This is a genomic window from Coraliomargarita sinensis, from assembly GCF_003185655.1.
GTDB lineage: Bacteria > Verrucomicrobiota > Verrucomicrobiia > Opitutales > Coraliomargaritaceae > Coraliomargarita_B > Coraliomargarita_B sinensis.
In genome coordinates this window covers 83,238-109,174 of record NZ_QHJQ01000003.1, presented here as the reverse complement: position 1 = coordinate 109,174, position 25,937 = coordinate 83,238, and the positions used below count along the sequence as shown (strand labels likewise).

21 protein-coding genes are annotated in these 25,937 nt (G+C 56.5%); 9 read left to right on the top strand and 12 right to left on the bottom strand.

The window, feature by feature from the left end:
• Nucleotides 1-24 precede the first annotated feature (24 nt).
• The 8 genes from hemG to DDZ13_RS05165 all read right to left on the bottom strand — a co-directional run bounded on the left by hemG (nt 25) and on the right by DDZ13_RS05165 (nt 9,628).
• The gene (gene hemG / locus DDZ13_RS05200; RefSeq protein WP_110130380.1) at nt 25-1,365 is read right to left on the bottom strand and encodes a protoporphyrinogen oxidase; all 1,341 of its coding nucleotides are present in this window, start codon (nt 1,363-1,365) and stop codon (nt 25-27) included.
• A 3-nt stretch (nt 1,366-1,368) separates the two neighbouring features.
• Entirely contained in the window at nt 1,369-1,779 is a 411-nt protein-coding gene (locus DDZ13_RS05195; RefSeq protein WP_233246084.1) for a hypothetical protein, read from the bottom strand.
• A 146-nt stretch (nt 1,780-1,925) separates the two neighbouring features.
• Nucleotides 1,926-2,654 carry an SDR family oxidoreductase gene (locus tag DDZ13_RS05190; RefSeq protein ID WP_110130378.1) on the bottom strand — a complete coding sequence of 243 codons (729 nt, stop codon included), beginning with the start codon at nt 2,652-2,654 and terminating at the stop codon, nt 1,926-1,928.
• On the bottom strand, nt 2,651-3,727 hold the full coding sequence (locus tag DDZ13_RS05185) for a type III polyketide synthase (RefSeq protein ID WP_110130377.1): 1,077 nt from the start codon (nt 3,725-3,727) through the stop codon (nt 2,651-2,653). Before DDZ13_RS05185 ends, DDZ13_RS05190 begins: the two co-directional genes overlap by 4 nt.
• On the bottom strand, nt 3,718-4,398 hold the full coding sequence (locus DDZ13_RS05180; protein WP_110130376.1) for a class I SAM-dependent methyltransferase: 681 nt from the start codon (nt 4,396-4,398) through the stop codon (nt 3,718-3,720). Before DDZ13_RS05180 ends, DDZ13_RS05185 begins: the two co-directional genes overlap by 10 nt.
• 3 nt (nt 4,399-4,401) lie before the next feature.
• On the bottom strand, nt 4,402-5,424 hold the full coding sequence (locus DDZ13_RS05175) for an NAD(P)/FAD-dependent oxidoreductase (protein WP_110130375.1): 1,023 nt from the start codon (nt 5,422-5,424) through the stop codon (nt 4,402-4,404).
• Between the two features lie 57 nt (nt 5,425-5,481).
• Entirely contained in the window at nt 5,482-6,840 is a 1,359-nt protein-coding gene (locus DDZ13_RS05170; protein ID WP_110130374.1) for a hypothetical protein, read from the bottom strand.
• A gap of 205 nt (nt 6,841-7,045) precedes the next feature.
• Nucleotides 7,046-9,628, bottom strand: a complete 2,583-nt coding sequence (locus tag DDZ13_RS05165; protein WP_110130373.1) for a fused MFS/spermidine synthase — start codon at nt 9,626-9,628, stop codon at nt 7,046-7,048.
• A gap of 152 nt (nt 9,629-9,780) precedes the next feature.
• Here DDZ13_RS05165 and DDZ13_RS05160 point away from each other — a divergent pair, with 152 nt between their 5' ends.
• Nucleotides 9,781-10,710 (top strand): ArsR/SmtB family transcription factor, encoded by a 930-nt coding sequence (locus DDZ13_RS05160; protein WP_110130372.1) that lies wholly within the window; start codon nt 9,781-9,783, stop codon nt 10,708-10,710.
• Between the two features lie 116 nt (nt 10,711-10,826).
• Here DDZ13_RS05160 and DDZ13_RS05155 read toward each other — a convergent pair whose 3' ends face one another.
• The 3 genes from DDZ13_RS05155 to coaD are packed head-to-tail and all read right to left on the bottom strand — an operon-like array spanning nt 10,827 to nt 14,011.
• A complete protein-coding gene (locus DDZ13_RS05155; RefSeq protein ID WP_110130371.1) occupies nt 10,827-12,143 on the bottom strand; it encodes a sulfatase family protein in 1,317 nt (438 codons plus the stop codon).
• Nucleotides 12,144-12,169: 26 nt separating this feature from the next.
• A complete protein-coding gene (locus DDZ13_RS05150) occupies nt 12,170-13,525 on the bottom strand; it encodes an MFS transporter (protein ID WP_110130370.1) in 1,356 nt (451 codons plus the stop codon).
• A complete protein-coding gene (gene coaD / locus DDZ13_RS05145; protein ID WP_110130645.1) occupies nt 13,526-14,011 on the bottom strand; it encodes a pantetheine-phosphate adenylyltransferase in 486 nt (161 codons plus the stop codon). It abuts the gene before it with no gap.
• A 111-nt stretch (nt 14,012-14,122) separates the two neighbouring features.
• Between coaD and pgsA the strand changes: the two genes are divergently transcribed.
• From pgsA to ispF, 4 genes are all read left to right on the top strand, one after another.
• Nucleotides 14,123-14,713, top strand: a complete 591-nt coding sequence (gene pgsA / locus DDZ13_RS05140) for a CDP-diacylglycerol--glycerol-3-phosphate 3-phosphatidyltransferase (RefSeq protein WP_110130369.1) — start codon at nt 14,123-14,125, stop codon at nt 14,711-14,713.
• Nucleotides 14,710-15,231 carry a phosphatidylglycerophosphatase A family protein gene (locus tag DDZ13_RS05135; protein ID WP_233246083.1) on the top strand — a complete coding sequence of 174 codons (522 nt, stop codon included), beginning with the start codon at nt 14,710-14,712 and terminating at the stop codon, nt 15,229-15,231. Before pgsA ends, DDZ13_RS05135 begins: the two co-directional genes overlap by 4 nt.
• Nucleotides 15,232-15,397: 166 nt before the next feature.
• Complete coding sequence (gene ndk / locus DDZ13_RS05130) at nt 15,398-15,802, top strand: nucleoside-diphosphate kinase (protein WP_110130367.1); 405 nt, start codon at nt 15,398-15,400, stop codon at nt 15,800-15,802.
• Nucleotides 15,803-15,881: 79 nt separating this feature from the next.
• Nucleotides 15,882-16,361: a 2-C-methyl-D-erythritol 2,4-cyclodiphosphate synthase gene (gene ispF, locus DDZ13_RS05125; RefSeq protein WP_110130366.1), complete on the top strand. Its 480-nt coding sequence runs from the start codon at nt 15,882-15,884 to the stop codon at nt 16,359-16,361.
• Nucleotides 16,362-16,373: 12 nt separating this feature from the next.
• Here ispF and DDZ13_RS05120 read toward each other — a convergent pair whose 3' ends face one another.
• On the bottom strand, nt 16,374-19,175 hold the full coding sequence (locus DDZ13_RS05120) for a family 78 glycoside hydrolase catalytic domain (protein WP_110130365.1): 2,802 nt from the start codon (nt 19,173-19,175) through the stop codon (nt 16,374-16,376).
• 230 nt (nt 19,176-19,405) lie between these two features.
• On the opposite strand from DDZ13_RS05120, the gene DDZ13_RS05115 reads away from it, so the two are divergent.
• The 4 genes from DDZ13_RS05115 (at nt 19,406) to DDZ13_RS05100 (ending at nt 25,803) form a co-directional block, all read left to right on the top strand.
• Nucleotides 19,406-21,763, top strand: coding sequence for a glycoside hydrolase family 95 protein (locus DDZ13_RS05115; protein ID WP_158279798.1), 2,358 nt, complete (start codon nt 19,406-19,408; stop codon nt 21,761-21,763).
• A 2-nt stretch (nt 21,764-21,765) separates the two neighbouring features.
• Nucleotides 21,766-23,361 (top strand): L-serine ammonia-lyase, iron-sulfur-dependent, subunit alpha, encoded by a 1,596-nt coding sequence (locus DDZ13_RS05110; RefSeq protein WP_110130363.1) that lies wholly within the window; start codon nt 21,766-21,768, stop codon nt 23,359-23,361.
• Nucleotides 23,362-23,838 carry a hypothetical protein gene (locus DDZ13_RS05105; protein WP_110130362.1) on the top strand — a complete coding sequence of 159 codons (477 nt, stop codon included), beginning with the start codon at nt 23,362-23,364 and terminating at the stop codon, nt 23,836-23,838.
• 597 nt (nt 23,839-24,435) lie between these two features.
• Nucleotides 24,436-25,803, top strand: a complete 1,368-nt coding sequence (locus DDZ13_RS05100) for a Gfo/Idh/MocA family protein (RefSeq protein WP_199221052.1) — start codon at nt 24,436-24,438, stop codon at nt 25,801-25,803.
• Nucleotides 25,804-25,937 lie beyond the last annotated feature (134 nt).

Here is a 25,937-nt window from a genome sequence, read left to right as displayed (position 1 = left end):
CCCATGGCATGTGTGATTTAACACTCAACGATCTGCCTGCACCGAACTTTCGATACAATAGGACAAAGAAATTCCGGTGCGGTAGTTGCCGGCGAGCTTGAGGCCGGGGTAATCTTTTTCGACTTTCTCGATATGGTCGAGGGTGCTGCCGTAGCCAATCTTATACTGGGGGATGGCTTTGGGCCAGTGGCGGTGGTGGACGAAGGTCGGCTCGCTCCGCACACCGAGTAGTTCACGCAGCTCGTCGAGAACGATACCTTTTACCTGTTCCGTGTCGTTTGTCGCGAGTTCCGGCTGACGCTCCCCTCCCACGAATGCGGTTAGGAGGACTTCATCCTCCGGCGCCCGTCCGTCAAAGAGAGTGGAGGGGAAGAGCACTCCGAGGATATTACGATTTTCGCACTCGGGCACGAGCGCGCCGAAGCCGTCGAGTGGATGGCTCACATCGCTGCGTTTGAAGGCCAGGCTGAGCACGGAGACGGGCGGATAGTCGATGGTTGCAAGCGGTTCGAATGCCTCGCGCACATTTTTGGGGAAGGGGAGTTTGTGCAGGGCATGTGCAGGCAGGGTGACGATGAGTTCGTCGAAGCTTTGACTCTCCCCATTCCATTCAACAGACCACTTTTGGTCGCCGCGTTGTATGGACTCAATGGATACGTTAATATGACAAGCATCTTTCAAGGCACTGGCCAACAGCTGGGGCAATTCTCCCAGGCCGTCTTTGAATGAAATGATGCGTTTATTTACTTTTGGGGCGGTGCTTCGTTTCGCCTCGCGCATTTTAGCGATCGAACCACGGATCAGTCCTCCGTGGTTTTGTTCCAATGCATGCAGCTTGGGAAAGGCGTAACGCAGGGAGAGTTGTTCCGGGTCACCCGCGTAGATGCCACCGATCAAGGGGTTGATCGCGTATTGATAGAGTTCTTCACCGAGACGTCGTCGGACGAAGTCCGCAGCGCTTTGCTCACTGTCCGGGTCAGCTGAGCGGATGAAGGGTTCTTTTAACACGCGCATTCGCCCTCCGAGCGACCAGAGCCGGGTCGTGATCGCTTGCCAGGGATTCATTGGCACCGCATGCAGTTTGCCCCTGCGCACGATATAGCGTTTTTGAGCAGCCGGATTCGCCTCCGTGATGCGTTCCTCCAAGCCGGGGATACTGGCCAGGAAATCATCCACTTCACGGCTGTTGATCTGAATCGAGTTCGGTCCTTCCTCGGCGAGATAGTCGCCTTGCCGATGACTTTGGATCGCGCCGCCGATCTGCGGCGAGCTCTCCAGTACGGTGCAGGCATCCCCATCACGGGTGCGTTGCCATGCCGTGGCCAAGGCAGTGATACCAGATCCAATGATGCAGATACGTTTCATGGTTTATCGTGCTGCCGAGCCGGAGCTCGGCGTTCCTGGTGACGTGGGTTGGCGCTGGAGTAGGGCCATTGCTCCGGTTTGGCGCATAGCTTTGCTTTCACGGGATTCAGGTGGATGTTTTAGGGCGCAAGATCCCATGCCGGCGTCAAGCCAGGCTTCTACTTGTTCCCGCTTGCTTTTGTCCGGGTCGGCTTGTTTCGGAAGGGCTTTGATGATCGCTTCCAACTGACTGAGCTTCGATTGAGGGAGCCTATCTGCCATGCGGAACGTGATCGACTGGAGGTTTCCGATCCGGTCGAAATGGGGGAGGTAGCCGCGTGAGTACCAGGTGCCGTGGTTGGGGCCGAGCTGGAGCTCAGCGTTCTTGGCGTTCCTACTATTTTCCTGGCTCGTCCGCTGGTTGGCATCTTCCATGTCGAGCATTCAGCGAATGATGTTTGTCTCGTGCCTGCAAATTCAAAAGCAGAAGTGATATAAGCCCGCAAAGTGATTCCCGCGGGACTGGTGGGGGAATAAAGTGTATGCGTGGGTTGGCCTTGCCGGCAAAAGGTAGAGCCTGCCTAGGCCCCCTCGATCATGCTCTCGGCGAAAGCGCGATAGGTCTTCTCAAAGTCTTTCGCCATGCTGTCGGGAAACAGATGGAAATGCCCGGCTTTCAAGGCTTCGACAATGCCCTCGCTCACGACTGCGGGAGGGTCGGTCTCCTCGATCCCGGCTGATTTTGCCATATCGGTGCCGATGGGGCCGGGATGGACACTGAGAATGGCGGTGCCCTGTTCCTCGAAGACCCCCTTCAATGCCTGGGTAAAGGAGTACGAGGCGGCCTTGCTGGCCGGATAGGTGGCAAAGTCGGGAAAGCTGCGCAGGGAAGCGACCGAGTTGAGTTGTACGAAGGCCCCGCCACCATTGGCTTTCAGGACAGGCGCAAAGGCATGCGCCATGCGCAGCAAGCCGTAAACATTCACATCCAGTTCCTTTTGGAAGGTTTCGATGACATCGTCGGCCATCACCTGGGCGCCCAGGAGAATGCCGGCATTGGACACGACGACCTCGACATCGCCCGCTGTTTTAGCCGCTGCTTTGATCGTCTCGGGCTTCTCGTAGTCAATTTCAATGGGAATGATTTTATCTCCGTGTTCTGCCACGAGCGATTCGGCTTTGTCGGCAGCGCGAACACCTGCGTAGATTTTAGCGACCCCGTGCTTCAGGAAGCTTTCGACAATAGCTTTGCCAATACCGCGGTTGGCCCCGGTGACGAGAGCGATTTTATCCTTAATATCGTAACTCATACTTCTACTGTTGCCGATTCTTCCGCAGCATCAAACGAACGGGTGGGTTTTTCTTGGGCGCGGCAACTGTGGCAACTGAAGCCGGCACCAAAGGATGTCAGCCAGAGCTCGTCCGGGAGTTCCTCACGCTTGAGAATTTCCTTAAGAACAAAGAGCACACTGGGGCTGCTCATATTGCCGTATTGTTGCAGTACGTTCGCTGCCTCCGGTGGACAGGAAGCGGGTAGTGCCTGGTCGATCGCCCGCAGCACCTCACGTCCTCCGGGATGGGGCACGGGCAGGGCCCCCGGAGAAAGGGTGGCCCGCTGGTGGAGTTGCCGTACCGCCTCGCCGGCCCGCTCTGGCACCAGAGGAGAGAGGATATTGCGTAGCTTGCCCTGCCGCGAAGTGAATCGTAAAAGCCCCCGATCTTCGGGAATGTGCACGGTATCGAATTGGTCGAGCCGGAGACCTCCGGCCGCCTCATCCCCGTGCCAGATGGTCGCGGCCGCACCATCACCAAAGAGACAAGCGCTGATAATCACGCCCGGATCGTCGTCGATGTAAAAGGCGGCACTGCAAACTTCGATCGCGAGCACTGCGACACGGGCATCGGGGTGCGCCGCAAGAAAATGACTGGCCGAGCGCAGAGTGGGGATGGCCGCTCCGCAGCCCTGACCCACGATATCCTGAAGATAAGCGGCCGGAGAAAGTCCGATTGATTCTGCCAGATAGCTGCTCAGGCCCGGGCATAAATAGCCGGTGCAGGTGCAGACGAAAAGCGCATCCAGCTCAGAGGCGTTCATTTCCGCCTGTTCAAGTGCCGATCGCAAAGCTCTGCGTCCCAGTGCCGGGCCTTCGCGTTCGAAAGCTTCGTTGAGCTGCGACGCACTCGATTCAAAGAGGCCGTTGCCCGGTTGAATGGCGAAGTGCCGTTTGTCGATGCCACTGTCGCCCAGCATGATGCGTTCAGCCAAGCGTAGCGAACCGGCGCGAAGTCGCTGTCCGGTTGCGGAGTCACGCAAACTTTCCCAGCACTCGCGCTGCGAATAGCTCTTCGGTGGTACGGCGGAGGCAATTGATTTTAAATACATGTCTCTTCTTTTCTGGATTTCCGTTCCGCAAACAGTCCATAGCGGCCCAGCAGTGTTTCATTCGTTTCGAGCTGCCAATGCTCCTTCTGCAGGCCGAGTAATTGCGGGAGTTCTTGTTTTCGGAATCCCGCACGAATGCTGGTTAAACCGTCCCCGATTCCATCACGGCTCATTCCGATGAGTGCACTGGCCCGGCAGAGTGATGTGGCGAGTAAATGTCGGCGTGGCTCGGCCGCGATCCATACATCGACGTGACTGCAAATGTGGCCGAGCGAGTGTAGGGCCGAGTCTTCCAACTGATGTAGGAAATGGCAGCTGATAATCACATTGAAATCGGCGTAATCGGTGAATTCTTCAGCCCGGCAAACCGACCACTCAACGTCGGACGGGCAATCCGGCGGGCGGGGGCAGGCGGCATCAAATGCCGCGACACGGCCAGCTTTAATCAACTCGCCTTCTTTATGCAGCCGTTGAATGAGTTGGCCTCGTCCCGCGGCGATTTCCAAAACGCGATCGCCCGGGCGTAGCGAATTTTTCAATACGTTGCTGGTCCAGCGGAAGTTGCCCATCAGTTGATTGAAGCGATAAATGTCACGGTGAATGCGGCGGGCCACCTCGTCATCGTATGGCACGCTGTCCAGCTGTTCCGGTTGTACGTTACGGATTTGCATCAGTCAGCGCGTGAGCCGAAACAGGCTTTGAAAGGGGAATAGCGGTGTTCGGGCCGCAGCGGAAGTCAGTGGAAAAAGAGCAGGTGATACCAGCCAACGGTGCAAGCCGCGGGCTAGGGTAAGGCGCCGGCCGAAGTGTGCCCGGGTCGACTTGGTGTAGCTATCGGCGCAACTCTCCCAGTTTATCTCTTGTCTGGAAAAGGCACGAAGCGGGTCGAGCGCGAGCGCGGCGCTTTCGAAGGCGAGAGTCATTCCATTGCCGGTAAAAGGCGGAATGAGTCCCCGGGCGTCTCCCAACTGAAGACCTCCTCCTATGGGGGCTTCCGCAGCATAACTGAGCGCGGCGACGGAGCATTCGCTGCCTGCGATCGGGGTGGCCCATTCGATACGAGACAACAATCTACGGAAGCCGCAGTGCCGTAAATATTCAAAGATGAAAGGGGCACCATTTCCCGGAGGTTTGATGCCGCAGTTGCGAAAGAGGCCGCAGAGATTGGTCCGGCCATTTTCGATGCGACTCAGCCCCAGGTAACCTTGGGCGCTCATATGCATTTCCAGATCGGCGGATAGTTGAAAATCCTGCAAGTGGCATTTCAGGCCGATCCACTTGCTTTCCTTTCGGGGGCGCCTTCCGGCACAATCGACCGTGCCGGGGTTGAAGGCGTCCCGCGGGCTGCGGGAGTCGGTTTGCAAGGTGCCGCCCAGTTCGGTAAATTCATCCGCGAGGCTTTCATCCAGTTTCCACCGGGAAAGGCCTTTTGCCGGCGCGGGCAGAGTGTCGTCCCGAAGTAAGCTCTCTGCATCGTACCATTGTAACCGATGAAGAGTTACGCTTTCGGACAATGCCCGGGCCAGTCCCAGACGCTGGATTGTTTGGTCCGACAAACCGGAAATAAACTCCCCGCAAACCCGATGGCGGGGATATTGCCCGGCCTCCGTGAGCGTTACCGGCACGCCGGTTCGTCGCAGGCCGATCCCGAGAGAGAGCCCCGCGAGACCTCCGCCTATAATGGAAATGGGTCGCATTGCGGCCAACCATGCCTAAATTTTTGAAAAAGGCCAAGGCATTCAGGCCTTTGGTTCTTATTCTTCGCGGGGAATGAGCTCCATCTCGTGCAGGCTGAGCCCGTAGCGCCCGCCGGGCGGATGGATTTTCATCGGCTCGACCAGAAGCCCGTTTTTTTCGTTGGCGAAGTTTGCCGAATAACAAAGCCACATCCTGCGCCCATTCTCGCTGATAAACTTACTGGGTAGATTAAGAAAGTAGGCTTGTTCTCCGAAATCCTTCATGTAGGCCACCATCCTCCAAGGGCCTGTTAATTGATCCGCCTCAAGGATATACGAGGTCATCTTGGTCACCGTGGGCCAACCGTCGGTCACGCACATCAGATATTTTTGTAAGCCGGGCACCCAGGTAGCGGTGACGCAACCCATGTGGTTGTTCCATTCGATAAGAGGTTGAATCTCGGAAAAGTCGGAGCTCCAGACGGGGCGTGCATCCTCGTCATGCCCGGCAAAAAACTCGTAGGCGTTCAGGTCGTTGATCGTTTCCGGCGAGGGCGTGACGCGTGCCAGATAGATCTGATCCGCGCTGATCCAGCTCAGGTTACCGTGTTTGAAAGTCATCCCTTCAGCTTCGGCATGCGCTTCTTTGCAGAGGGCATTCAGTACAGGGTCTGCGGCTTCACCCTGACGGAGGTGCAGACGGATCGTCTCTTTGCAGGCTTTGTCGACTTCCAGACCGCTGCCGTTCTCCGTTGGCCGGATACAGGGTCGGGGCATCGGATCATTCTCTTCCGCCCCCATGGCAATCAGGTAGGCTTTGCCGTCCGGTGAGTGCTCCATGTTGCGGCCGTAGTCGACAAAGTGGGGCGCGCCCATCTTGACCGGACCTAGAAATTGATCCGGTTCCGGAAACAGCGGTTGGGAGGGAGAAAGCGGCGAAGCTTCCCAGGTTTTGCCCAGATCGTAGGAAATTTGAAAGCCCGGCATCGGCCCCAGCACCGGCCAATTCCAGCGCAGGCCCGCATGCCAGTAGGCGGCACTGGGCCCCAAGCAATAGGTGCCGTAGTACCAGATTTCCTCGTGAACCAGCGAACCTGCCGGGTAGCGGCCGCGGTACGGAGTGGCCAAGGCCTGTTTGGGCGGCGAAGTGTTTTTGATCGTGAGGGTGGTGGGATCGTCGCCGATCATGACCGCATGACCCGTCTTGTGCCCGGTCCTGATCCCGCCTCCCGAGGTGCACTTGACTCCATCAGTCACCCCGTCCGTCCAGGGAGAGTAGAGGTTTCCATCGCCGGCCCACGATGGATAAAAGGTATCCCCCACGTGGTAGTCACTGTGCTTTCCGGTAAACCGGACTCCGGCAAAATCCTTCGACATTTCAAAGGGACAGTCCTCCGGAACGTCCTGCCGCCACTCGATTACGACCTGTGACGCCATTAGGGATGGCGAGCAGAGAAAAAATGAGAATAGGCTTATCCGAAGCACAGCGATATCGCTAAACATTCCCTCTTTCCGGTTCAAGGCTTATCAAAGGGAGCGCTTGTCGGTCGAACGGACGGTGTGGCAAACCGGGCCTACCATGCGATGCCTTACGATGGGCCTCCCGAGGGTAGGGCGCGACTCGCCGAGCGCGCCGTCCTGCCTAGTTTTGAGTCGTCGCGAGCCAGTGTTCGATGAAGTCCTTCCAATGATGCTCCAGGGCTTCGATATCCTGATCGGCAAAAGCGATCCAGGCGCGATGGAAGGCGGCACCGGCCAGCGGGAGTTCCCGTATCGAGGCTTTCCGGTCGGATAAGAGCGGATCAGATGCGGGTGGGGTGTCGGCCAGAATATGATCAATGAACGCGGCGAACTTTTTACCGACGAAGTGAGGTCGTCCCGCCTCTTGCGGTTGGCGTAGGGAACGAGGTGCGTTGAACTCGATGATCGGCCGGTCGTCGGTATTGAGGGGATACATTTCAAAGCGATCGCGGGAGTTGGAAAGGTTGCCCGCATAAAAGAGCGGAATGGTTTGTTCGTTGACCGGTAGAACGACCCGGGGGAGGTCGATCGCCCGTGCACCCTGTACAGCCCTTAGTTGCTCCTGGCTGGTGTCAATATTGCTGGAAGGAATTGGTTTCTCGTCGATATGGCCGATTAAGGCGACGACCTCGTTGCCGGGCTGGAAGTGGTTGCGCCAGATGCTGACATACTCAAAAGCTTCCAGCATGGTTCGGGCAATGACGCCAAACTCCTGCTGGCTGAGTTGATACAGCGGCAACCACTGGACGTAGACGCCGCCCGGGTTGAGTCGTTCGCGGGCCGTGCGGTAATGCTCCAGACTGTAGAGGTTACCGGTGCCACTGCGATAGGGTAGGAAGAGATCGGCATTGATCATGTCGTAGCGTTCCTTGGAGGCCATCAGGTAGTTGCGCCCGTCTTCAGCGAGAACTGTTGCCCGCGGGTCTTTAAAGAGTCCGTTGACCAAGTCAGGGCGTCCGGGACTGCCGCCGAAGTATTTCCGTGCAGCGGTGATCACCTCGGGGGATAATTCACAAACAGTGATTCTTTCGACTTGGGGAAAGTCTCTACGATCCAGGGCTTCACCTGCGGTGATGCCGGTGCCCATGCCCAGATAAAAAATACTTTTTGTATTTGGGAAGGCGAGCAGGGGCACGCGGGTCTGGAAGATTTGTGTCATGTAAGCCTCACTGGAGCCGAGGCTGTAATTCGAGTTGATTCGGATCGCGTGTTCGCCGTTTGCTTTGCGCACGACGGTGACCGTGCTGTCGCTGGCCTCCCAACGTTCTACCACCTCCTGTGGTCCGTCGGCGGGGTCGAAGGCCGAGACCGGAAGTTCGGCCGGCTTCCATGCGTTGAAGAGTAGCAGCAGTAAGATGGCTGAGGCGACCTTGACGCTTTGGGCGAGAAGATTTCCTGCTGCCGGCAGAAGCAGCGTAAGTAACAGGTAAACAGCAGCCAGCACCTGCATGGACCGCCACATGCCCAGTGTTTCCAACATAAAAAATCCGCAGATCAGAGAGCCAAGGATCGCGCCGGTCGTGTTGATGCCAGCGAGCAGGCCGATGCTCTTTCCCGGTGACTGGGCGAAGCGCTCTTCGGCTTTCATCAGGAAGGGGAACAAGACCCCGAGCAGCAAACAGGGCAGGCCAATCGCCCCGAATGCGGTGGCGAAGAGTTGAAGGACATAGCTGACAAAAGAGCCTTTCTCCGGCAGCATTTGCAGATCGTCGGTGAGTTTCAGGAACAGGGTCGGGACGATCCAGACGGAGAGGCCGCTCAGCGCGCAGAGCAAATGCAGAATCGGCACCGGTCCGCGGGATTTGCGGGCCAAGAGCGAGGCCAGCCAGGCGCCAGCCGCCAGAGCCAGAAGCACCACCACAAGGATAGCGGCAAAACTGTAGACCGAATTCTCGTGCACCAGGGCAAACATCCGCGTCCAGAGCACTTCCAGTGCGAGCACGTTGAAGCCGGAGAAAAAGGCGAGCAGGCAGATGAAGGGGCGCGAAAGGATCGCCTTGGAGGCTTCAGCTTGCGGGGACACCGGCGGTAATTGGTCCGGCGCGGCGATCCTTTCCCTGCGGGCCAGCCTCAGGGCCAGCAGGGCCACGAGAACGGAAATGGAGACGGCAGTGAGGCAACTCAGGCGAAAGCCCAAATTAGGAAGTATGATGAACGCGGCGGCAAAAGCCCCGGTGGCCGCGCCCAAAGTATTGATCCCATAGATCGAAGCGGTGATGCGCCCGAAAGCCAGTCGCTCACGAACGAGAAATTTTCCCATCAAAGGAATCGTGCCGCCCATCAGGAACGAACCGGGGAACACCATGACCAGGGCCAGAAGGGCTTTGATCAGCCAAAGCCAGCTGTCGGCGAACTGCCCGTAGAGGGCGGGGTAGATCTCGCGGTAAAGATGAAGGAGAGGCAGGCAGAGGACCCCGCTCAGTCCGATGCCCAGTTCAAGCCAGGCATAGGTCCGCAGTGGACGTTTGATTCGCGGCGAGAGCCAGCCCCAGAAGCTGCTGCCACAGGCCAAGCCGAGAAAAAAGAGACCCAGGGTCATGGCGGCGGCCTGTGCGGTATTCCCGAATACCAGGCCAAGCTGGCGCATCCAGAGAATTTGGTAAATCAGCGCGGCGCCGCCGGAGAGCAGGATCAGCACGAGGAAGCCCAAAGGCGTGGTCGTCTTCTCCGGGAGCTTGTCGCTGGTTTCGGGCTTGAGCTTCATGACCTTCCCGTATCCACACCAAGCCTATAAGGCGCGAGCTTTTTCTTGGCTTACTCGGACGGTCTTCGGGTCTTCGTGCTTTCTCCCGTATATTGAACAAGCAAAAAATGACTTTGCCCTTCCGCTCAGGATGGTAATCGTTAGCAGACCATATGGCTGACTCCTGGGAAACCCTGAAACTTTTGTCGGATTCGACACGCGTGCGAATTCTAGCGCTTTTGATGGACGAAGAGCTATCCGTCGCGGAACTCCAGGAAGTCCTGGATATGGGCCAATCCAGAATCTCCTCGCATCTCGGACTCCTGCGCCAGGGGGAACTGGTGAAGGATCGGCGTGAGGGGAAGAAAACCTTTTATGCTCTGAATGCCGGGAATAACTCCGTCGCCAGTGCACTGCTCAAGGCAGCCTACGCCTCGGTAGAAAAAACCGAGGAGGTGGCCAATGACCGGGCCAACCTTAAGCGCATTCTGGAAAAGCGTAAGCAGAAGTCGGAACAGTATTTTAATTCGGTCGCCGGACGACTCGGTAAGAACTATTGCCCGGGTCGCAGCTGGGAGGCGATCGGACATTTTCTTCTGCACCTCACCCCCAAGATCAAGATCGCCGATCTCGGCGCGGGCGAAGGGCTCATTTCGCAACTGCTGGCCAATCGCGCCGAGTCGGTGGTCTGCGTGGATAACTCGCCCAGAATGGTGGAGTTCGGCAGTGAACTGGCGGAGAAGAACGGATTTACCAACCTCAGTTATAAGCTCGGTGATATCGAGAAGGTCCCGCTCAAGGAAAAGAGCGTCGATCTGGCGCTGCTCAGCCAGGCCCTGCATCACGCGCAACATCCCCAGACTGCCGTCGAGGAAGCCTATCGTATCCTCAAGCCCGGGGGGCAACTGATCATTCTCGATCTGCTCGAGCACCAGTTTGAAAAAGCCCGCGAACTCTATGCCGATGTCTGGCTGGGCTTTTCCGAAAACACCCTGTATCAATACCTCAAGTCAGCCGGCTTCCGTCAGGCCAAGGTCGATGTGGTGGCCAAGGAAGAACAGGAGCCGAATTTTGAAACGGTTCTGGCCAGTGGGGTGAAGTAGGTTTTTTTCAGAGGACAGAGGACAGAGGACAGAGGACAGGGTTTGTCGAGGCTCATGCCGCTTTTGCAAAACGCTATAAGGAACAGACGGGAGGGCTGTTCCACGAAAGAAGTGCATTATTCGGGTCTCAATTTGCTGTTTTCCTCGATCACGGTCTGAAATTGGGAACGGATCTCTTTTTGCTCTGGAGTCAGCTGGCTTGCGAGCAGCGGTTGTTCTTCCAGTACATCCTGCGAGAGGTCGAAGAAGTCTCCGCTTTGATAGAGCTTGTAGCGATGGGTGCGGGCGAAGATTTTTGCTTTCTCGGGTTTTCCGCTTGAGCTGTACCAGCAGTAGAGGTGCTCACGGGGCTGGCCTTCCTGTCCGTTCAGTTGAGGGAGGAAACTGCGGCCGTCCAAGGGTAAGCTTTCGGGTGTTGAAATGCCGGCAAGATCGCAGAGCGTGGGAAAGAAGTCGGAAAAATCGACCAGATTGCGGATTACCTGGCTTTTCACCGTGCCGGGTCCGTAAACCACCAGCGGCACCCGCGTGCCAGCGTCCGTGGTCTTACCCTTGCCCCAGGCGACCTTACGTCCATTGAGCATGGAGACGACGGGCCGGTCCGTGCCATTATCGCCAGTAAAAAAGATGATGGTGTTTTCGCTCAAGCCCTGCCGCTCGACTTCATCCACGATCCGGCCGACGATTTTATCCATGTAACGAACCATGTCGCCGAAGTATTTGGCGTCCCCTTTATAAGTGGGAGACCCCATGCTCTTCGGATCCCATTCTTCTGAATCCGGTGTCGGTATAAAAGGGCAGTGGGTCAACAGCATAGGATAATAGACCAGAAAGGGGCGGTCCCTGTTATTGGCGATAAAGTCACAAACAAAATCGGTGAGCAATTCGGGCCCGTATTCACCGTTCCGGTAGTCCAGAATGTTACCGTTCCGCTCCAGCAGCGGATTCTCGAAGCGCGAATCCCGGCCATTTTCCCGGGTGCGTCCCATGGTGTGCTGCCAGAGTAGCGCCTCGTCGAAGCCGAAGTGCCGGGGGGCGTCGGGTTCCTTGCCCAACTGCCACTTGCCAGCGATGGCAGTGGTGTAGCCCGCTTCCCGGAAGAGTTGCGCAAAGGTGGTTTCGTTTCGGGGCAGAATGCCGAATTTACGATAATTGCGGACGTTGTATCGGCCCGTCATCAATTTTACCCGACTCGGGGTGCAGAGCGGTTGGGCGTAGCAGTGTTCGAAGCGTGCGCCCATTTCGGCGAGCCGGTCGATGTGCGGCGTTTGATAGGACGTCCCTCCGTAGGCACCGATGGTTTCGTAGCCGAGGTCGTCGGCCATGATGAAGATGATATTGGGCCGTCCCGCGGAAGCCCGTTCTGATTCGGCATGCAGGGCAGTGGTGGTCAGGAGGAAGAGTGCCAAGCAGGTGTGGAAGGTCGATTTCATAACACTGGCCTGAGGGCAGGCTGGTTTCAGTGCTTTTCGACCGACTTTCGCGGCTGTGGCAGTTTCAAGGCCATGATAATGGGAATCAGTACAACCACGGCGCCGAGGAGGTAGGCCGATTTTGAACCGTAGGCGAAATAGATGAAAGCGGCCACCAGAGGGCCGATCGCCCGGGCCAGTGAGCCGGCTGAACGAAAGACACCCAGCGCGGCGCCTTGTTCGGCCTCGCTGGTGTAGAGTGAAACCAAGGCACTTAGGGTCGGTGACACCAGTCCAATGGCAAACGCCAGCGCGGCCAGTGCGAGGAAGAAAAGCCCCAGTTTGGCGGCGAAGGCCAGGGCGACAAATGCGGCGACGCCAAAACAGAGCCCGGCCAGCGCCAGTCGTTTTTCGCCCACCGGACTGGCCAGTCGCCGGACGATCCCACCCTGCACCAGAATAAGAATGAAGCCGATGAAAACGAACATGCCACCGTTCTGGGCTGGAGAAAAGGCAAAGCGTTCCACCGCGAGGAAGGTGAGGGTGAATTCCATCCCGCTGAAAGCCAGCATGAAGATGAGGTAGAGCAGGTTGGTGCGCCGCGTTTCCGGTCCGCCGGTGGTAAAAATATGAAATGCGGCGAGACCGCGGGCTTCGGGGGGAGGCGCGTCTTCGGATCGCTCCGGAAGCGTTTCCTCGAAACGAGACCAGACCCAGCCGAGGTTGATTAAAGCCAGCAGCAGGCTGACCAGCGCCGGCACGGAAAAAGGATTGATACCATAGGCTTCCAGGGCTGGCTGAAGCGCCGTCAGGTCGATCTTGGCTGCGAGCCCCCCGATGCCCGGCCCGGTGATGAAGCCGAGGCCGAAAGCGATACCGATAATCGCGAGACCGCTTGAGCGTTTCTCGCGGGTCGTGCTGTCAGCTACGGCCGCCGTGGCCACCGAAAGGTTGCCGCCCATCGCGCCCCCGATGACTCGTGCAAGAATCAGCACCCAGAAGGAAGCGGCAAAGCACCAGAGCAGGTAGCTGAAGGCGAGCCCGCTAATCGTGATCAGAAGGACCTTGCGGCGGCCGACCCGGTCGGACCAGGCGCCCCATAGCGGGGCGCAAAGAAACTGGAGTATGGAGTAGAGCGAGCCCAGCACGCCGCCGAAGAGCACGGCCGTCATGAGTCGCGGATCTTCAGCTCCGCTGCGTTCGGCCCAGTTGGCCAGTGGCGCCACCATTTGCCCGAGCAGACTGCTGTCGCCCGCTCCGTTCGGCAGATAGTAGTCCAGCATCGCCGGAAAGAGGGGGAAAATAATGGAAAAGCCGACGAGATCGAGAAAGAGTGTCAGGAAGACAATTCCGAGCGTGCGCCGGCCTTGTTTCGGCGTCGATGGGTTGTTCTCGGACATCATCTAATCGCGGTGCCCGAGTTTTTCCGAGAGGGCAGCGTGGACGTTTTCCGGAATCAAATGCTTCTCGCGGTCCGTGAATTTGAAGACCTGTTTGACCAGATTGGAACTGGTGAAGAAGTAGCGCTCGTTCGGCACCAGGAAGATGGTTTCAATCTTTTCGTCGAGGTGACGGTTCATTTGCGCCATCTGAAATTCGTGCTCGAAGTCCGAGACCGCACGCAGTCCGCGGATGAGAGCGACAGCATTGAGTTCGCGGGCCAGGTCCACGATCAATCCGTCGAAGGCGATCACGGAAATATTCGGCCGGTTGACCAAATTCTCCTCAATCAAGCGGACACGCTCTTCCGATGAAAACATGGGTTCCTTGGCGGCGTTGCGGGCCACCGCCACCACGACCTTGTCGAAAATGCTGCGCGCACGGTTGATCACATCGAGGTGACCGTTGGTTACGGGATCAAAGGAACCCGGATAAATTCCGATTTTCATAGTGTTGGGGATTGAGATCATCAACGGCTGGATGTCCAACTTTAATCCAAATACGATTTACGTGCTATTTTTGGCTAGCAGCATACAATATGCTTCAACAAGCTACTTAACGTGAATTTACCAAACCTGCTCACACTATCGCGCATCCCGATCCTTTTCGGTATCGTCGGTTTGCTCTACCTGCCGTTTACCGGTGCGTGTAGTCTGGCTTTCGTCCTCTTCATTCTCGGAGCATTGACGGACTGGGCCGACGGGTACGTCGCGCGCAAGCAGGGGATCGTTTCGAATTTCGGCAAGCTGATGGATGCGCTTACGGATAAAGTTTTCATGGTGGGGCTCTTCATTTCCCTCTTGGCTGCCGGGGTTCTGCCCGACTGGACGCTGCCCTTGCTCTTACTTATCCTAACACGCGAATTTTTGATCACGGGCCTTCGTCTGGTCGCCGCCAGTTCTGGGGTGGTCCTGGCCGCGGAGAAATCGGGCAAGCACAAGACGGTCTCGCAGATTGTGGCGGCCATCTTGCTTCTCCTTGCTGAGGCGATCCATGTCGATTTTGAGGGGCTGATTGTTGCCTGGGTGGGCGATGCGCTGCACTGGGGCGGATTGGTCTTCTTTATCATCGCGACGCTGTTAACGGTTTCTTCCGGCACGCAATACATGGTAAAATACTGGTCCATCTTTACCGGAGAGAATGAGAAGTGAGGCACCTTGACCGCTACTTGATCTGGACGCGAATGTTGTCCACGCCACTGGTGGTGAACCTAGCCACTCTGGGCCCGATCGGTCGCGTGAAAAAAGCCCCCGGAACCTGGGGCAGTGTGGCTGGCATGGGACTTTACGCGGTGCTCTTTCACCACAGTTCCTTTCTTGGTTTTATACTCCTCGCCCTGATGTTGGCATACCTGGCCGTGGCGTTTTGCGATGCTGCGGAGAAGCGCTTGCAGATGCGCGACCCGGGCATGATCGTGCTCGATGAATTTGTCGCCGTGCCGCTGGTCTTTTTCGGGATGGGGGGCTATGACGGGCTGGTGGCCCAACACGGTGGCTGGCCAGTCCTCCTGGCAGGCTTTGCTCTCTTCCGCTTTTTTGACGTACTCAAACCTTTCGGAATCAGCCGGCTGCAGAATCTGCCCGGCGGGCTCGGTTGTGTGGCCGACGATCTGGCTGCAGGTATTGCCTCCTGTGTGGTGTTGCACCTGTTGCTGCACTTCGCGCTGTAGGCCCTCGCCTGCCCACTTGGCTCCTCATGCGGAGCCTCTACGGTTAAGGAAAAAGACTAGCACGGATTCCTTTGATCATCGTATGAGTTGCGGGCCAAATCCCCATGAAAAGGGCTTGTCATCCCGAAACGACTCCGCCATTCAAGTCCCCCTTTATTAGACTCTTATGGAAGAAACACTTATCATTCTAAAACCGGACTGCATGGAAAAACGTGTCGCCGGTGAAGTTATTTCACGTTTTGAAAAGGCAGGCTTTGAAATCGTCGCCTCTAAAATCATGCAGTTGGATGGGCCCATTCTGCGCGAGCACTACGCGCACGTGGCGGACAAGCCTTTCTTCCCGGAAATCGAGGAGTTTATGAGCAGCCGTCCGGTTATGCCTATGATCCTGCGGGGCGAGAACGTCATCGCCAAGGTGCGTGATTTGCTTGGGCCGACGAACTCCAAAGAAGCGGCTCCCGGCACAATCCGCGGCGACCTCGGCACGGATATGATGAAGAACGTGGTTCACGCTTCGGATGGCCCCGAGACCGCGGCCGCCGAAAAGAAGCGCTTTTTCCCGGAGCTGTAAAATTGTGGAAGCGACACTCATGTCGCTTTCAAGGCTGCGGTAAAAGCGACATGAGTGTCGCTTCCACTAAAGAGGTATTATGAAATTCAAAACAGGACTGGGACTGGACAGCCACCGCTTTGTTGAGGGCGAGTCGGATAAGCCCCTGGTTCTGGGCGGTCTGGTTTTTGATGACGCGCCGGCACTCGATGGCAATAGCGATGCCGACGTGATCCTTCATGCCCTGACCGATGCCATTAGCGGGGTAACTGGAAAGACCGTTATCGGCAAAGTAGCGGACGGGATGTGCCGAGAGGGCATAACCGACAGCAAGGCGTATCTCAAAGTGGCACTGGCCGATCTCGGAGACTGGCAAATCAGCCATGTCTCTATCGTGCTGGAATGCCTCCGTCCCAAAATCGACCCCAAGGTGCCCGCTCTGCGGGAATCCATTGCCGGATTACTGGCCGTGGCGACAGACGATGTCTGTATCACCGCCACGACCGGAGAAGGTTTGACTGATTGCGGCCGCGGTTTGGGTATCCACGCCAGCGTTGTTCTTACGGCGGGGCAGGAATAAGGCGTCCAGCTTTTATTCAGTTACCTTGAATTGATAATGTCCGCTCAAAGCTTTGATGCGGAGGGTGTTCAACGATTCTCTGGGTAAGACTTTAAGCCCTTCGGCTTGATGGATCGGCAGGCCGCTTTCAGTGACCTGAGCATCCGGAGCTGCTGGAAGCTCAATGATGGCAATTGTATTCTGCGGAATGACGATCTCGTGTTCGGAACCTTTCGAATTGGCTGTCCAGTTGGATACGATGAGTCCCCGGATCGACTCGTGGGAGCTGTTAACCCATTCCAGTTCCGGCACGACCTGCGGACGAATGTAAATGCGATCAAAGCCCACGGCATCTTCTGCGGCCTGAATGCCGCCCAGCCAACGGAAGAACCAGGCCGAAACGGAGCCGAACATCGGGTGGTTGTTGGAGAAATTACCCTCACTGCCTTCCCAGTTTTCCCATAGTGTGGTGGCTCCGTTGTTCAGCATATGTCCCCAGGAAGGGTAGGACTCTCTGGCGGCCAGATCATAGGCCAGATCGCTGCGGCCGCGCTTCGAGAGTTGCTCCAGGAGAATACGTGTGCCGTAGATGCCGGTAGTGAGGCGGGGGGCGTCTTCCGGTGCCGTCAGATCACGGAGCAAATATTCGAAAATCTGCTCCTGGGTGCGTTCGGTGGTATCCGCAAATCCAAGGGCAAAGGTCTGGGCGGATTGGGTGCCTGTGCCGACTCGACCGGTATTGCGGTCAAGATAGCTTGCTTCCCATGCGGTTGAAGACTCCTCCGCATAGCGGGTCGCCCGTTTGGCCGCTTCACTCCAGCCGACGACTTCGGCCAAACGCGCGATGCGGCGTGCGGAATGTACAAACTTAGGAGTGGTCAGTTCGGGGCCAGCCGCGCGCGGGCCGATGGCTTCGTGGTCGCCCAGTCCGGTCACGACCAGGTCGTTCTTCCGACGGTCGGCTTCGGCATCGAGCCAGCGGATGGCGGCGGGAAGGTTTTCCTCAATCAACAGCCGGGCTCCGTAGTGCTGGTGGAGTTGTTCGAGTAATAGCGGGTGCACCATGGCCCAACCCACACCGCAGTAATCCACGCCAACGAAAGGTGCTGTATCGGTCAGTCGACCATCGGGGAGTGCGGCATCCGTCCAGTCGCGCACAGTCTTGGCATAGAAGCCTGCCATGTCGTAATTCATGAGGAATGCTTCGCTGGTGGCGACGATGTCGCCACCGTAGGCGAAGCGCTCGCGGTGCGGGCAGTCCGACTGTACCGTGACCACATTGGTGATAAAGCTGTTCAGCGTGACTTTCTGAATTTCGTTCAGCAATTCGTTTGAGGATGCGAATTGGCCTTTGGTCTCTAGGTCGCTGCGCATGTACAAGCCCATAAAATCTTCCGGCTTCGGCTCGTAGGGTAGGCCGGTGATTTCCATGTAGCGGAACCCGTGAAAGGTGAAGTCGGGGCGGTAGCGCTCGCCACCGCCTTTGGCGATATAGATGTCCTGCTGCCAGGCAATCTCGGGTGCGCCGGGCCCGCCGATCGACTGCACGGTGCCGTCTTCCAGTTCCACGTTGCGCTTGATTTGGCCGCAGACACTGCTCATGGGATTGAGTGTGCCGTCCTTATGGAGCAATTCGCCGAAGCGGAGGGTGATCTCCGTGCCTGCGGGCACATCAAAATGCATATCCGGCAGGCCGGTGAAATTACGCCCAAAATCGACGATGTAAACGCCTTCGCTTGGAGAACTGACCCGTTCAGAGGTAAACGGTTCGCTCAGGCGAACCGGGGGAGCGATCAAAGGTTGCAGTGGCTCAAGCGGGTAATCATCGCGGACCCGGACGGGTTTCCAGGCGGACGCATCGTAGTCCGGGGTATCCCAGTCGGCTATGGCCATGCGGGCATCGTGGACTTCTCCGAGATAAATGCTGTTTTTGAGGGTAGGGCCTTCCTTGGTGGTCCAGTCGGGACCTGTGGTGATGGTGGTCTTACTGCCGTCGCTGTGTTCGACAATCAGGCAGGCGATTGCGCGCGGCCGACCGACCGGTAGTGCTTCCCGTAGGTTGCGGCGACCCCACATACGCATGGGCAGGGGATTGTACCAACCATTGCCCAGAGCCAGTCCGAGGGAGTTGGCGCCTTCTTGAAGCAGCGCGGTGACGTCGTGGGTACGGTAAAGGATGCGCTCGTCAAAATTGGTCCATTGAGGGTCGAAAACCTGGTCGACCAGGCGCTCGCCGTTCAGGCTGGGGTAGCAAAGGCCCAGTCCGGCAACGTGGAGGCGGGCACGGACAATTGGTTTGGCGAGCTCAAAGGTCTCGCGCATCAGGGGGGCCGGATCCGTTTTATAGAAATCTTCATCCTTGGTGGGATTGTCTTTGCCGTCATCAATCCACACCGCGCCTTGCCAGTCTGAGGGATTGACCAGCGCGACTTCCCACCGCGCGGTTTCGCTCCAATTCGAGACTTGCCCGTTGGCATTCCAGGTGCGGACTTTCCAGTAGCATCGCTGGCCTGCCTCCAGAGGCTTCCCGGCATAGTTTACCTGGGGGGAACGGTCCGTCTTTGTTTTTCCGGAATCCCACAGGTCCGCTTTCTCGACCTCGAGCAGTTCGGGCCGACTCGCTACCAGAATTTGCCACGCGGTCTGAATTTGTCCGCGTTCACCCTCTGTCGCGCTCAAGCGCCAACTCAAGCGAGGTTCGGATGGCGCGGCCAGCGGATCGCTGTGTCCCTCGCATTGTAGGTCAACCGGCAGAAGCGCGGCAGACAGGTTGAGAGAAAAGACAAGAAGAGCACAGATCGCTGTGCGCTGGTTGGATCTTAGGATCGACGGCATCGTGATTTCTAATTTGTAGATTCAGTTGGTTTCTGTGCGCATAATTCATGCGGCAAAACGTTGACTATCCAGCATTGCTCCGAGCCGCTCAAATACATTTTCGGAGAAATAGTGGCCTTCTTCGCTTGCGCATGTTAAGCGAGGACATTTACTGCGCGCCTATGCGTAAATTAATAGTCCCGTCGGTAGTGCTAAGCGCACTGATATCATCCATTTCCTGCACTTCAAACATGACCTCGGTTGGTACAAACGGGAAGTTGCCCGTTCCGGAACGTGGGTTCATCAGCTCACAACCCGCAGAGAACTGGGAGGAAGGTCTTATTACCGGTAATGGTACGCTCGGCCTGAACGCCTACAGCCGCCCGAACATGGAGCGCATTATTTTCACCCACGAGGAACTGTTCATGCCGATGGGGGAGCCGACTGTCCCCGTCGATCAGTCCGCTGACCTGCCCAAAATTCGCGAACTCATCGCGCAAGGGAAATACAAGGAGGCCGAAAGGCTTCAGTTTGAGAATACCGGTCAGGAAGGCTTCATGTATCCCGACTTTTATGTGCCCGCTTTTGACCTGACGATTAAGCGCGAAGCGCAGGGTGAGGTGCGTGATTATTCCCGCACCGTCGATTTTACCACCGCCGAGGCAACGGTGCAGTGGACTGATGACGCCGGCACCTTCCGCCGCCAGGTTTTTGCCTCGCGCGAGGATGGTGTCGCGGTGATCCGCATTACCGGCGACAAACCCGGTGCGCTCAGTCTTGACCTCAAGCTGGAACCTCGTGAGCGCACGGACGAGTTTAACAAGGACACTGACATCGCAAAGCGTTCGGACGAGTCTTTCAAAGAACATTTCGGCGATCTCAAAAGTGCGGCCACGAAGGATTCACTTTCTTTCAGCGCTCGTTTCCTCAAAGCCTACGAAGGCAGTATCCAGTCGCTGAATGGTCATGCCCGTGTGGTTGCCAAGGGTGGGGAAACCAGCCCCAACGCCGACGGCTCGCTCACGGTTGAAGGTGCGGACGAGATCCTGATTCTCGCCGACATCCGCCTGCCCCGCGAAAAGGGCGTCTCTGAGTTTGATCAGCTGGCAGAGAAACTTACCAGCGTTCCGACCGACTACGACAAACTCCTCAAGCGCCACGCAAAAATCCACGGTGAGATTTTTAATCGGGTGAAGCTCGATATCGGCGGCAGCGCAGAGGATCACCTCAAAACGACCGAGGAACTCCTCGAAATTTCCACCTGGGAAGACATCAATAAAGCTTTGATTGAAAAACAATTTGATGCCGGTCGTTACAACATTCTCTGCTCCACTGGCAAACTACCCCCCAACCTGCAAGGCATTTGGGGCGGCACCTACGTGCCGAACTGGGCCAGCGACTACACCCATAACGGGAACGTACCTTCGGCGATCGCAGCCAATCTTCCGGGGAACATGCCGGAGCTGACGCCGGCCTATACCAGCTACATCGAGTCGTTGATCCCCGATATGGAGCTGAATGCCAAGCACTTCTTCGGAGCGCGTGGTATCGTCCTCCCGTCCCGTACCAGTACGCATGGCTACAATAACGCCATGAATCCGAACTTTGCCGGTGGTATGTGGGTCGCGGGTGCCGGTAAGGCCGCGCACTTTTTCTACGACTACTACCTATACACCGGTGACGAGGCATTTCTCGCCGAGCACGCTATCCCGTACATGGAAAAGGTGGCACTCTTCTTCCAGGACTACCTCTACGAAGGTCCTGACGGTAAGTGGATCTTCTCGCCCACGCAGTCGCCGGAAAACTGGCCGGAAGGCAGCAAATCCCAGGCGACATTTAACGCCACCATGGATGTGGCCGTCGCTAAAGAGGTGCTGAACAACCTAATTGAGGGCTCCCGTGTCCTCGGTGTGAACGAGGACAAAATTCCGGTTTGGGAGGACATGCTCGCCAAGATGCCCCCCTACATGTTGAACGAGGACGGCATTATCAAAGAGTGGCTCACACCCAAGTTGGGCAACAACGACAAGCACCGCCACTCCTCGCAGCTCTATCCGCTTTACTATATGATGCCTGAGGAGATCGAGGCGGATCCTGAACTCAAGGAGGGTTTCCGCAAGAGCGTCGAGTTCAAGCTCGCCGAACACTGGAAAGATCCCACGGACCGTGGCTTCATGTCCTTCGGGCTCGTCCAACTCGGCCAGGTCGTTTCCACTCTGGGAGACGGTGAGTTGTCCTACCTTTGCCTGCGCCACCTGGTCAACCGCTTCTGGCTGAACAATCTGGCTTCGATGCACAACCATCGCCACCTTTTTAATATGGACATCAGCGGCGGTCAGCCCGCACTGATCATCCAGATGCTTGTGGGCTCAGAGCCGGGCAAGATCCGGCTCCTGCCGGCGTTGCCGGAACAGTGGCCCGAGGGGGCCATCGAAGGTGTACTCGCCCGCGGTGCGATCGAAATCGAGCGCCTGGAGTGGGACTCTGAATCAGCAGAAGTCGCATTGCGCTCCGACGAAACTCAAACCATTACCCTTGAACTGGATGGAACATTGCATACTGTTACTTTACCGGCCGGTAAGACAGAGCGTATCCGGCTGGAGCGCTAATTATGCAGTCTTCTCCTCCCAGTATTTTCAATGATGTGCTGGGCCCCGTCATGCGGGGGCCCAGTAGTTCACACTCTGCCGCCGCCAACCGTATCGGTCGCCTGGCACGGGATTTGGTGGCCGGTCCGATCAAGAAAGTCGTGGTGCGCTACGACCCGAATGGTTCGCTGGTAACAACGCACAAAGACCAAGGGACGGATCTTGGCCTTTACAGCGGATTGCTTGGATGGACCCCTGAGGACTCCCGAATTCCGGGCTATGAGTCTGCGCTGGAAAAATCCGGTATTGAGATCGATCTGCGCTACGAATCCTACGACGCACCGCATCCGAATTTTTATCGTCTCGAGCTCTTCGATGGGAGCGGGCAGGAGTTTCGCCTCGATGCCGTTTCGACTGGCGGAGGGATGATCGAGCTCCGTGCGATCGACGGGATTGAGCTTCTTTCGGGCGGTGATTTTTATCACACTTTGGCTTGGTTGGAGAAGGAGCCCGAGGCTGTATTGGTCGAGGAGTTCGACACCGTTGCTGAAGGCACGAGTTGGCACCCGGCCGCGAATGGCGGTGGTATTTTCAATGTTTTCAGCCGCGATCCCTTAGACGATTCTTTCGTCGAAAAATTGCAGGCCCAGACCGGTTGTCGCCAAGTGCGTCAACTCCAGGCGGTGCTTCCTGTCTTATCCCGTCGTGGTTTGAAGGTCAGTTTTCAGCGCGCGGGCGAAATGTTGGAGCAATCCGCGTTGCTCGATCAATCACTCGGTATTTGCGGACTTCGCTATGAAGCGGAGCGATCCGGATTGGATGAGGAGCAGCTGAGAGCGATGATGGATGATCTCGTTTCAGTCTTTGAGGCCGCCGTAAAGACAGGCCTTGCCGGGACGGACTATGCGGACCGGGTCCTGCCTTCCCAGTCACCCGGTTTTCAACGTGCCGAAGAAGCGGGCACTCTTGTTCCCGCAAATATCAACAACCAGATTATCCGCTATGTCAGTGCGATCATGGAGGTGAAGTCTTCCCTCGGTGTCATTGTGGCGGCACCAACTGCCGGTTCCTGTGGAGCCATGCCCGGTGCTGTACTTGCTGTGGGACACGCCATGGGGAAAAACCGCCGCGAAATCGGTGAAGCTTTGTTTGCCGCCGGATTGATCGGTGTGTTTATCGCTCGCGATGCCACCTTTGCGGCAGAAGAGGGTGGTTGTATGGCCGAAACCGGCTCGGGCGCTTCCATGGCGGCAGCTGCCATCACGCAAATGGCAGGGGGAAATCAGGCCCAGCAGCTGGCCGCTGCATCGATGGCCCTGCAAAACGCTTTCGGTCTGGTCTGTGATCCGGTCGCCAATCGTGTCGAGGCACCCTGCCTGGGTAAGAACATCATGGCCGCCACCAATGCACTGTCCTGCGCCAACATGGCATTGGCCGGATACGATCCTTTGATCCCGATGGATGAAGTGGTCGCTTCGATGAATGAGGTGGCCCATCAGATGCCACGCGAACTTCGCTGCACCAATCTCGGTGGTCTGGCCATTACACCGACCTCGAAAAAGATTGCGGAGCAACTCAAATCCGGTGCCGGTTGCGGCAGTCGGAAGTGCGCCTGTTAGGTGAAAAAGAAAAGAATAGACCTAACCATCATTAGTGATTCAGGAAAATGGCTGATTGAGTCTAATGCGCTTTCCTACAAATCTGAAGAGCGAGCATCACTCGTCTTAAACCGAGAGAACGAGAAAGCAAGCTGGCTTATCCTTTCGGTTGGCGATAGCGACCCTGAGCAAGAGTTCCCGAAAGACGGCACGCAATATAAAGACATAAACCCTTTTACAGCTGAAGAATTCGATGTGCCAGGTATCGAAGGGGTAATCAGATACTACACATTTAAGGCAACAAAAGAGAATGAGGGCAGAGAAGAGAAAAGCATCTGTGCCAGGCTGCTATCCATCCTGAATCCTCCCGTTTTTGTAGGAATGATAGCAATTGAAGGCCTGAGAAAAGTTCCTGAAGAATTACAGTCTGAATTACGAAAGCGATTGAAGGACCTCAACTTTTTCGAGAAAGTGGATCTTGTTGAAACACCCACCTGATCAGGCGTAGGTGGCAACAGCTAGGCCGGTTAGTGCTTAACACTAGTTCCGTCTTCACGTGGGGGCGTTGCCGTCGACACCCGAGTTTGTTGCGTTGGCAGATATACCGATTCGAGAAAATTTGGTACATTATCGTGAAGCATGATCACGCAGTGAGCGGGAGCGGACGAAGTTGATCACTGCGACTAGATATGCCTAACATGGCGATACGGTGACGACTGTCCCAAGGGTGCTCAGGCTGCATTCTTTCTTTCCCTTGCTCTCATAACGCTAGACCATACTTCGGCTGAGGGTAACCGCTGAGTGCGCTGAGTTCTCGCCGAGTCGGGTCCTTTTCTCTCCTTCAGTTCTCCGCGACCTCTGCGGTTTTAAAAATTGCTTCGCCATCTACGGCAGACCTCCGTCCATTCTTTTTTTCCGCATATCAGAGTTGTTTTTTAGCTATAGCAGCACGCCGTGGCATACAGGCTTTACTACATCAATCTGAATAAGCCGTAATTCAATCGGATTCATAGCACTCCCGCCCGTGATTTAATTGATGAAGTTGCGGAACAAAGCAGTGACAAGTTGAACTTATCTCAGTAGAGTTGAACTATCATGAATCATTATAAGATTACGGATCCGTCCCGCCGAAGCTTTATGACAAAAGCCGCAGCCGGAGCACTGGCCTCTCAGTTTGTCACGCATCCGCTTTTCGGGCAAAATGCTTCTAGCAATCAACTGAAAATTGCCGGTATCGGGGTTGGTGGAATGGGGCGCCCGAATGTTAGAAATTGCAGTCGTACAGAGAATATCGCCGCGCTCTGTGATGTGGATACACAGTACTCACAAAAGACCCTGGATGAGCATCCGAATGCGAAGTTCTACACGGACTACCGCGAAATGTTTGAGGCGGAAGAAGACCTTGACGGGGTGGTCATTGCGACACCCGACCACACGCATGCTATTATTGCTATGGAGGCCATGCGTCGTGGCTTGCATATTTATTGTCAAAAACCACTCACGCACACCGTGAAAGAGGCACGCCTCGTTACCGAGTTTGCCCGTAAATCCGGCGTCATGACGCAAATGGGGAATCAGGGACGCTCCAGCGAATCCATGCGCCTGTTGAAAGAATGGCTCGACGCCGGCGTCATTGGCAACGTCACGGAGATCCGGGCCTGGACTGACCGACCCGTCGGCGGGCAAAGCTACTCGACTTTTACCGTCGGACCACGCCCGGAAGGGACACCCCCTGTCCCGGATTATTTGGACTGGGATCTATGGCTCGGACCTGCTGAAGAAAGGCCCTACCACCCGGCCTACCATCCGATGCAATGGCGCTCGTACTACGATTTCGGTACAGGAGCGCTTGGCGATATGGGCTGCCATATACTCGATCCTTCCTTTTATGCTCTGGAATTGGGTTCGCCGACCGTGCTGGAAGGTAGCACGACGCATTGGAAGGATAAGGTCAAAAATGAGACTTTCCCCCGGGCCTCAATTTTACGGATGGAATTTCCTTCCCGTGGGAGCAGGCCCCCCGTCACACTAAACTGGACCGATGGTCGTCTTCTCCCCGGACGCCCGAAGGAGATTCCCAACGATGTCGAGCTGCCGGCCAGCGGTGCAATGTTGATCGGCGATGAAGGGGTAATCCTGCACGGCTCACATGGTGCTCATAATATTCGTATTTTTCCCGAAGCCAGACGTCAGGCTTTCTTGAAAAATCGCCCGCCCAAAACGATCCCGAGAGTCAAAGGGACCCACGAAAGCGATTGGATACGAGCGATTAAAACCGGCCAGCCCGCTTGTTCCGACTTCAACTATGGCGGTGCTTTGACCGAGATGGTTCTGCTTGGGGTGCTGGCACTGCGCGTGCCGAATCAGCGATTGGAGTGGGACTCGAAAGCGTTGCAGTTTAAGGACCATGAAGTCGCCAACTCGCTGGTGCACAAGAAATACCGATCCGGGTGGGAGTTGTAATACCGTTTCAAAAAAATTTGCATCTTATAGAAATGATCATTGTGGCCTCGGTTCTGGGAACCGGGGCGATCTGCATCGACCCCGAAACAGAGTTTGCTGCGCCATCTCCGTAATAACTTCGTCGAGGCTACGGA

Excerpts from the sequence above, each read along its gene's own strand:
- DDZ13_RS05160 (WP_110130372.1), top strand. The coding sequence starts at position 9,781 with ATGGCTGACTCCTGGGAAACCCTGAAACTTTTGTCGGATTCGACACGC.
- DDZ13_RS05165 (WP_110130373.1), bottom strand. The coding sequence starts at position 9,628 with ATGAAGCTCAAGCCCGAAACCAGCGACAAGCTCCCGGAGAAGACGACC.
- DDZ13_RS05175 (WP_110130375.1), bottom strand. The coding sequence starts at position 5,424 with ATGCGACCCATTTCCATTATAGGCGGAGGTCTCGCGGGGCTCTCTCTC.
- DDZ13_RS05110 (WP_110130363.1), top strand. The coding sequence starts at position 21,766 with ATGCAGTCTTCTCCTCCCAGTATTTTCAATGATGTGCTGGGCCCCGTC.
- hemG (WP_110130380.1), bottom strand. The coding sequence starts at position 1,365 with ATGAAACGTATCTGCATCATTGGATCTGGTATCACTGCCTTGGCCACG.
- DDZ13_RS05120 (WP_110130365.1), bottom strand. The coding sequence starts at position 19,175 with ATGCCGTCGATCCTAAGATCCAACCAGCGCACAGCGATCTGTGCTCTT.
- DDZ13_RS05115 (WP_158279798.1), top strand. The coding sequence starts at position 19,406 with ATGACCTCGGTTGGTACAAACGGGAAGTTGCCCGTTCCGGAACGTGGG.
- ndk (WP_110130367.1), top strand. The coding sequence starts at position 15,398 with ATGGAAGAAACACTTATCATTCTAAAACCGGACTGCATGGAAAAACGT.
- coaD (WP_110130645.1), bottom strand. The coding sequence starts at position 14,011 with ATGAAAATCGGAATTTATCCGGGTTCCTTTGATCCCGTAACCAACGGT.
- ispF (WP_110130366.1), top strand. The coding sequence starts at position 15,882 with ATGAAATTCAAAACAGGACTGGGACTGGACAGCCACCGCTTTGTTGAG.
- DDZ13_RS05150 (WP_110130370.1), bottom strand. The coding sequence starts at position 13,525 with ATGATGTCCGAGAACAACCCATCGACGCCGAAACAAGGCCGGCGCACG.
- DDZ13_RS05155 (WP_110130371.1), bottom strand. The coding sequence starts at position 12,143 with ATGAAATCGACCTTCCACACCTGCTTGGCACTCTTCCTCCTGACCACC.
- DDZ13_RS05170 (WP_110130374.1), bottom strand. The coding sequence starts at position 6,840 with ATGGCGTCACAGGTCGTAATCGAGTGGCGGCAGGACGTTCCGGAGGAC.
- DDZ13_RS05195 (WP_233246084.1), bottom strand. The coding sequence starts at position 1,779 with ATGGAAGATGCCAACCAGCGGACGAGCCAGGAAAATAGTAGGAACGCC.
- DDZ13_RS05100 (WP_199221052.1), top strand. The coding sequence starts at position 24,436 with ATGAATCATTATAAGATTACGGATCCGTCCCGCCGAAGCTTTATGACA.
- DDZ13_RS05185 (WP_110130377.1), bottom strand. The coding sequence starts at position 3,727 with ATGTATTTAAAATCAATTGCCTCCGCCGTACCACCGAAGAGCTATTCG.
- DDZ13_RS05180 (WP_110130376.1), bottom strand. The coding sequence starts at position 4,398 with ATGCAAATCCGTAACGTACAACCGGAACAGCTGGACAGCGTGCCATAC.
- DDZ13_RS05190 (WP_110130378.1), bottom strand. The coding sequence starts at position 2,654 with ATGAGTTACGATATTAAGGATAAAATCGCTCTCGTCACCGGGGCCAAC.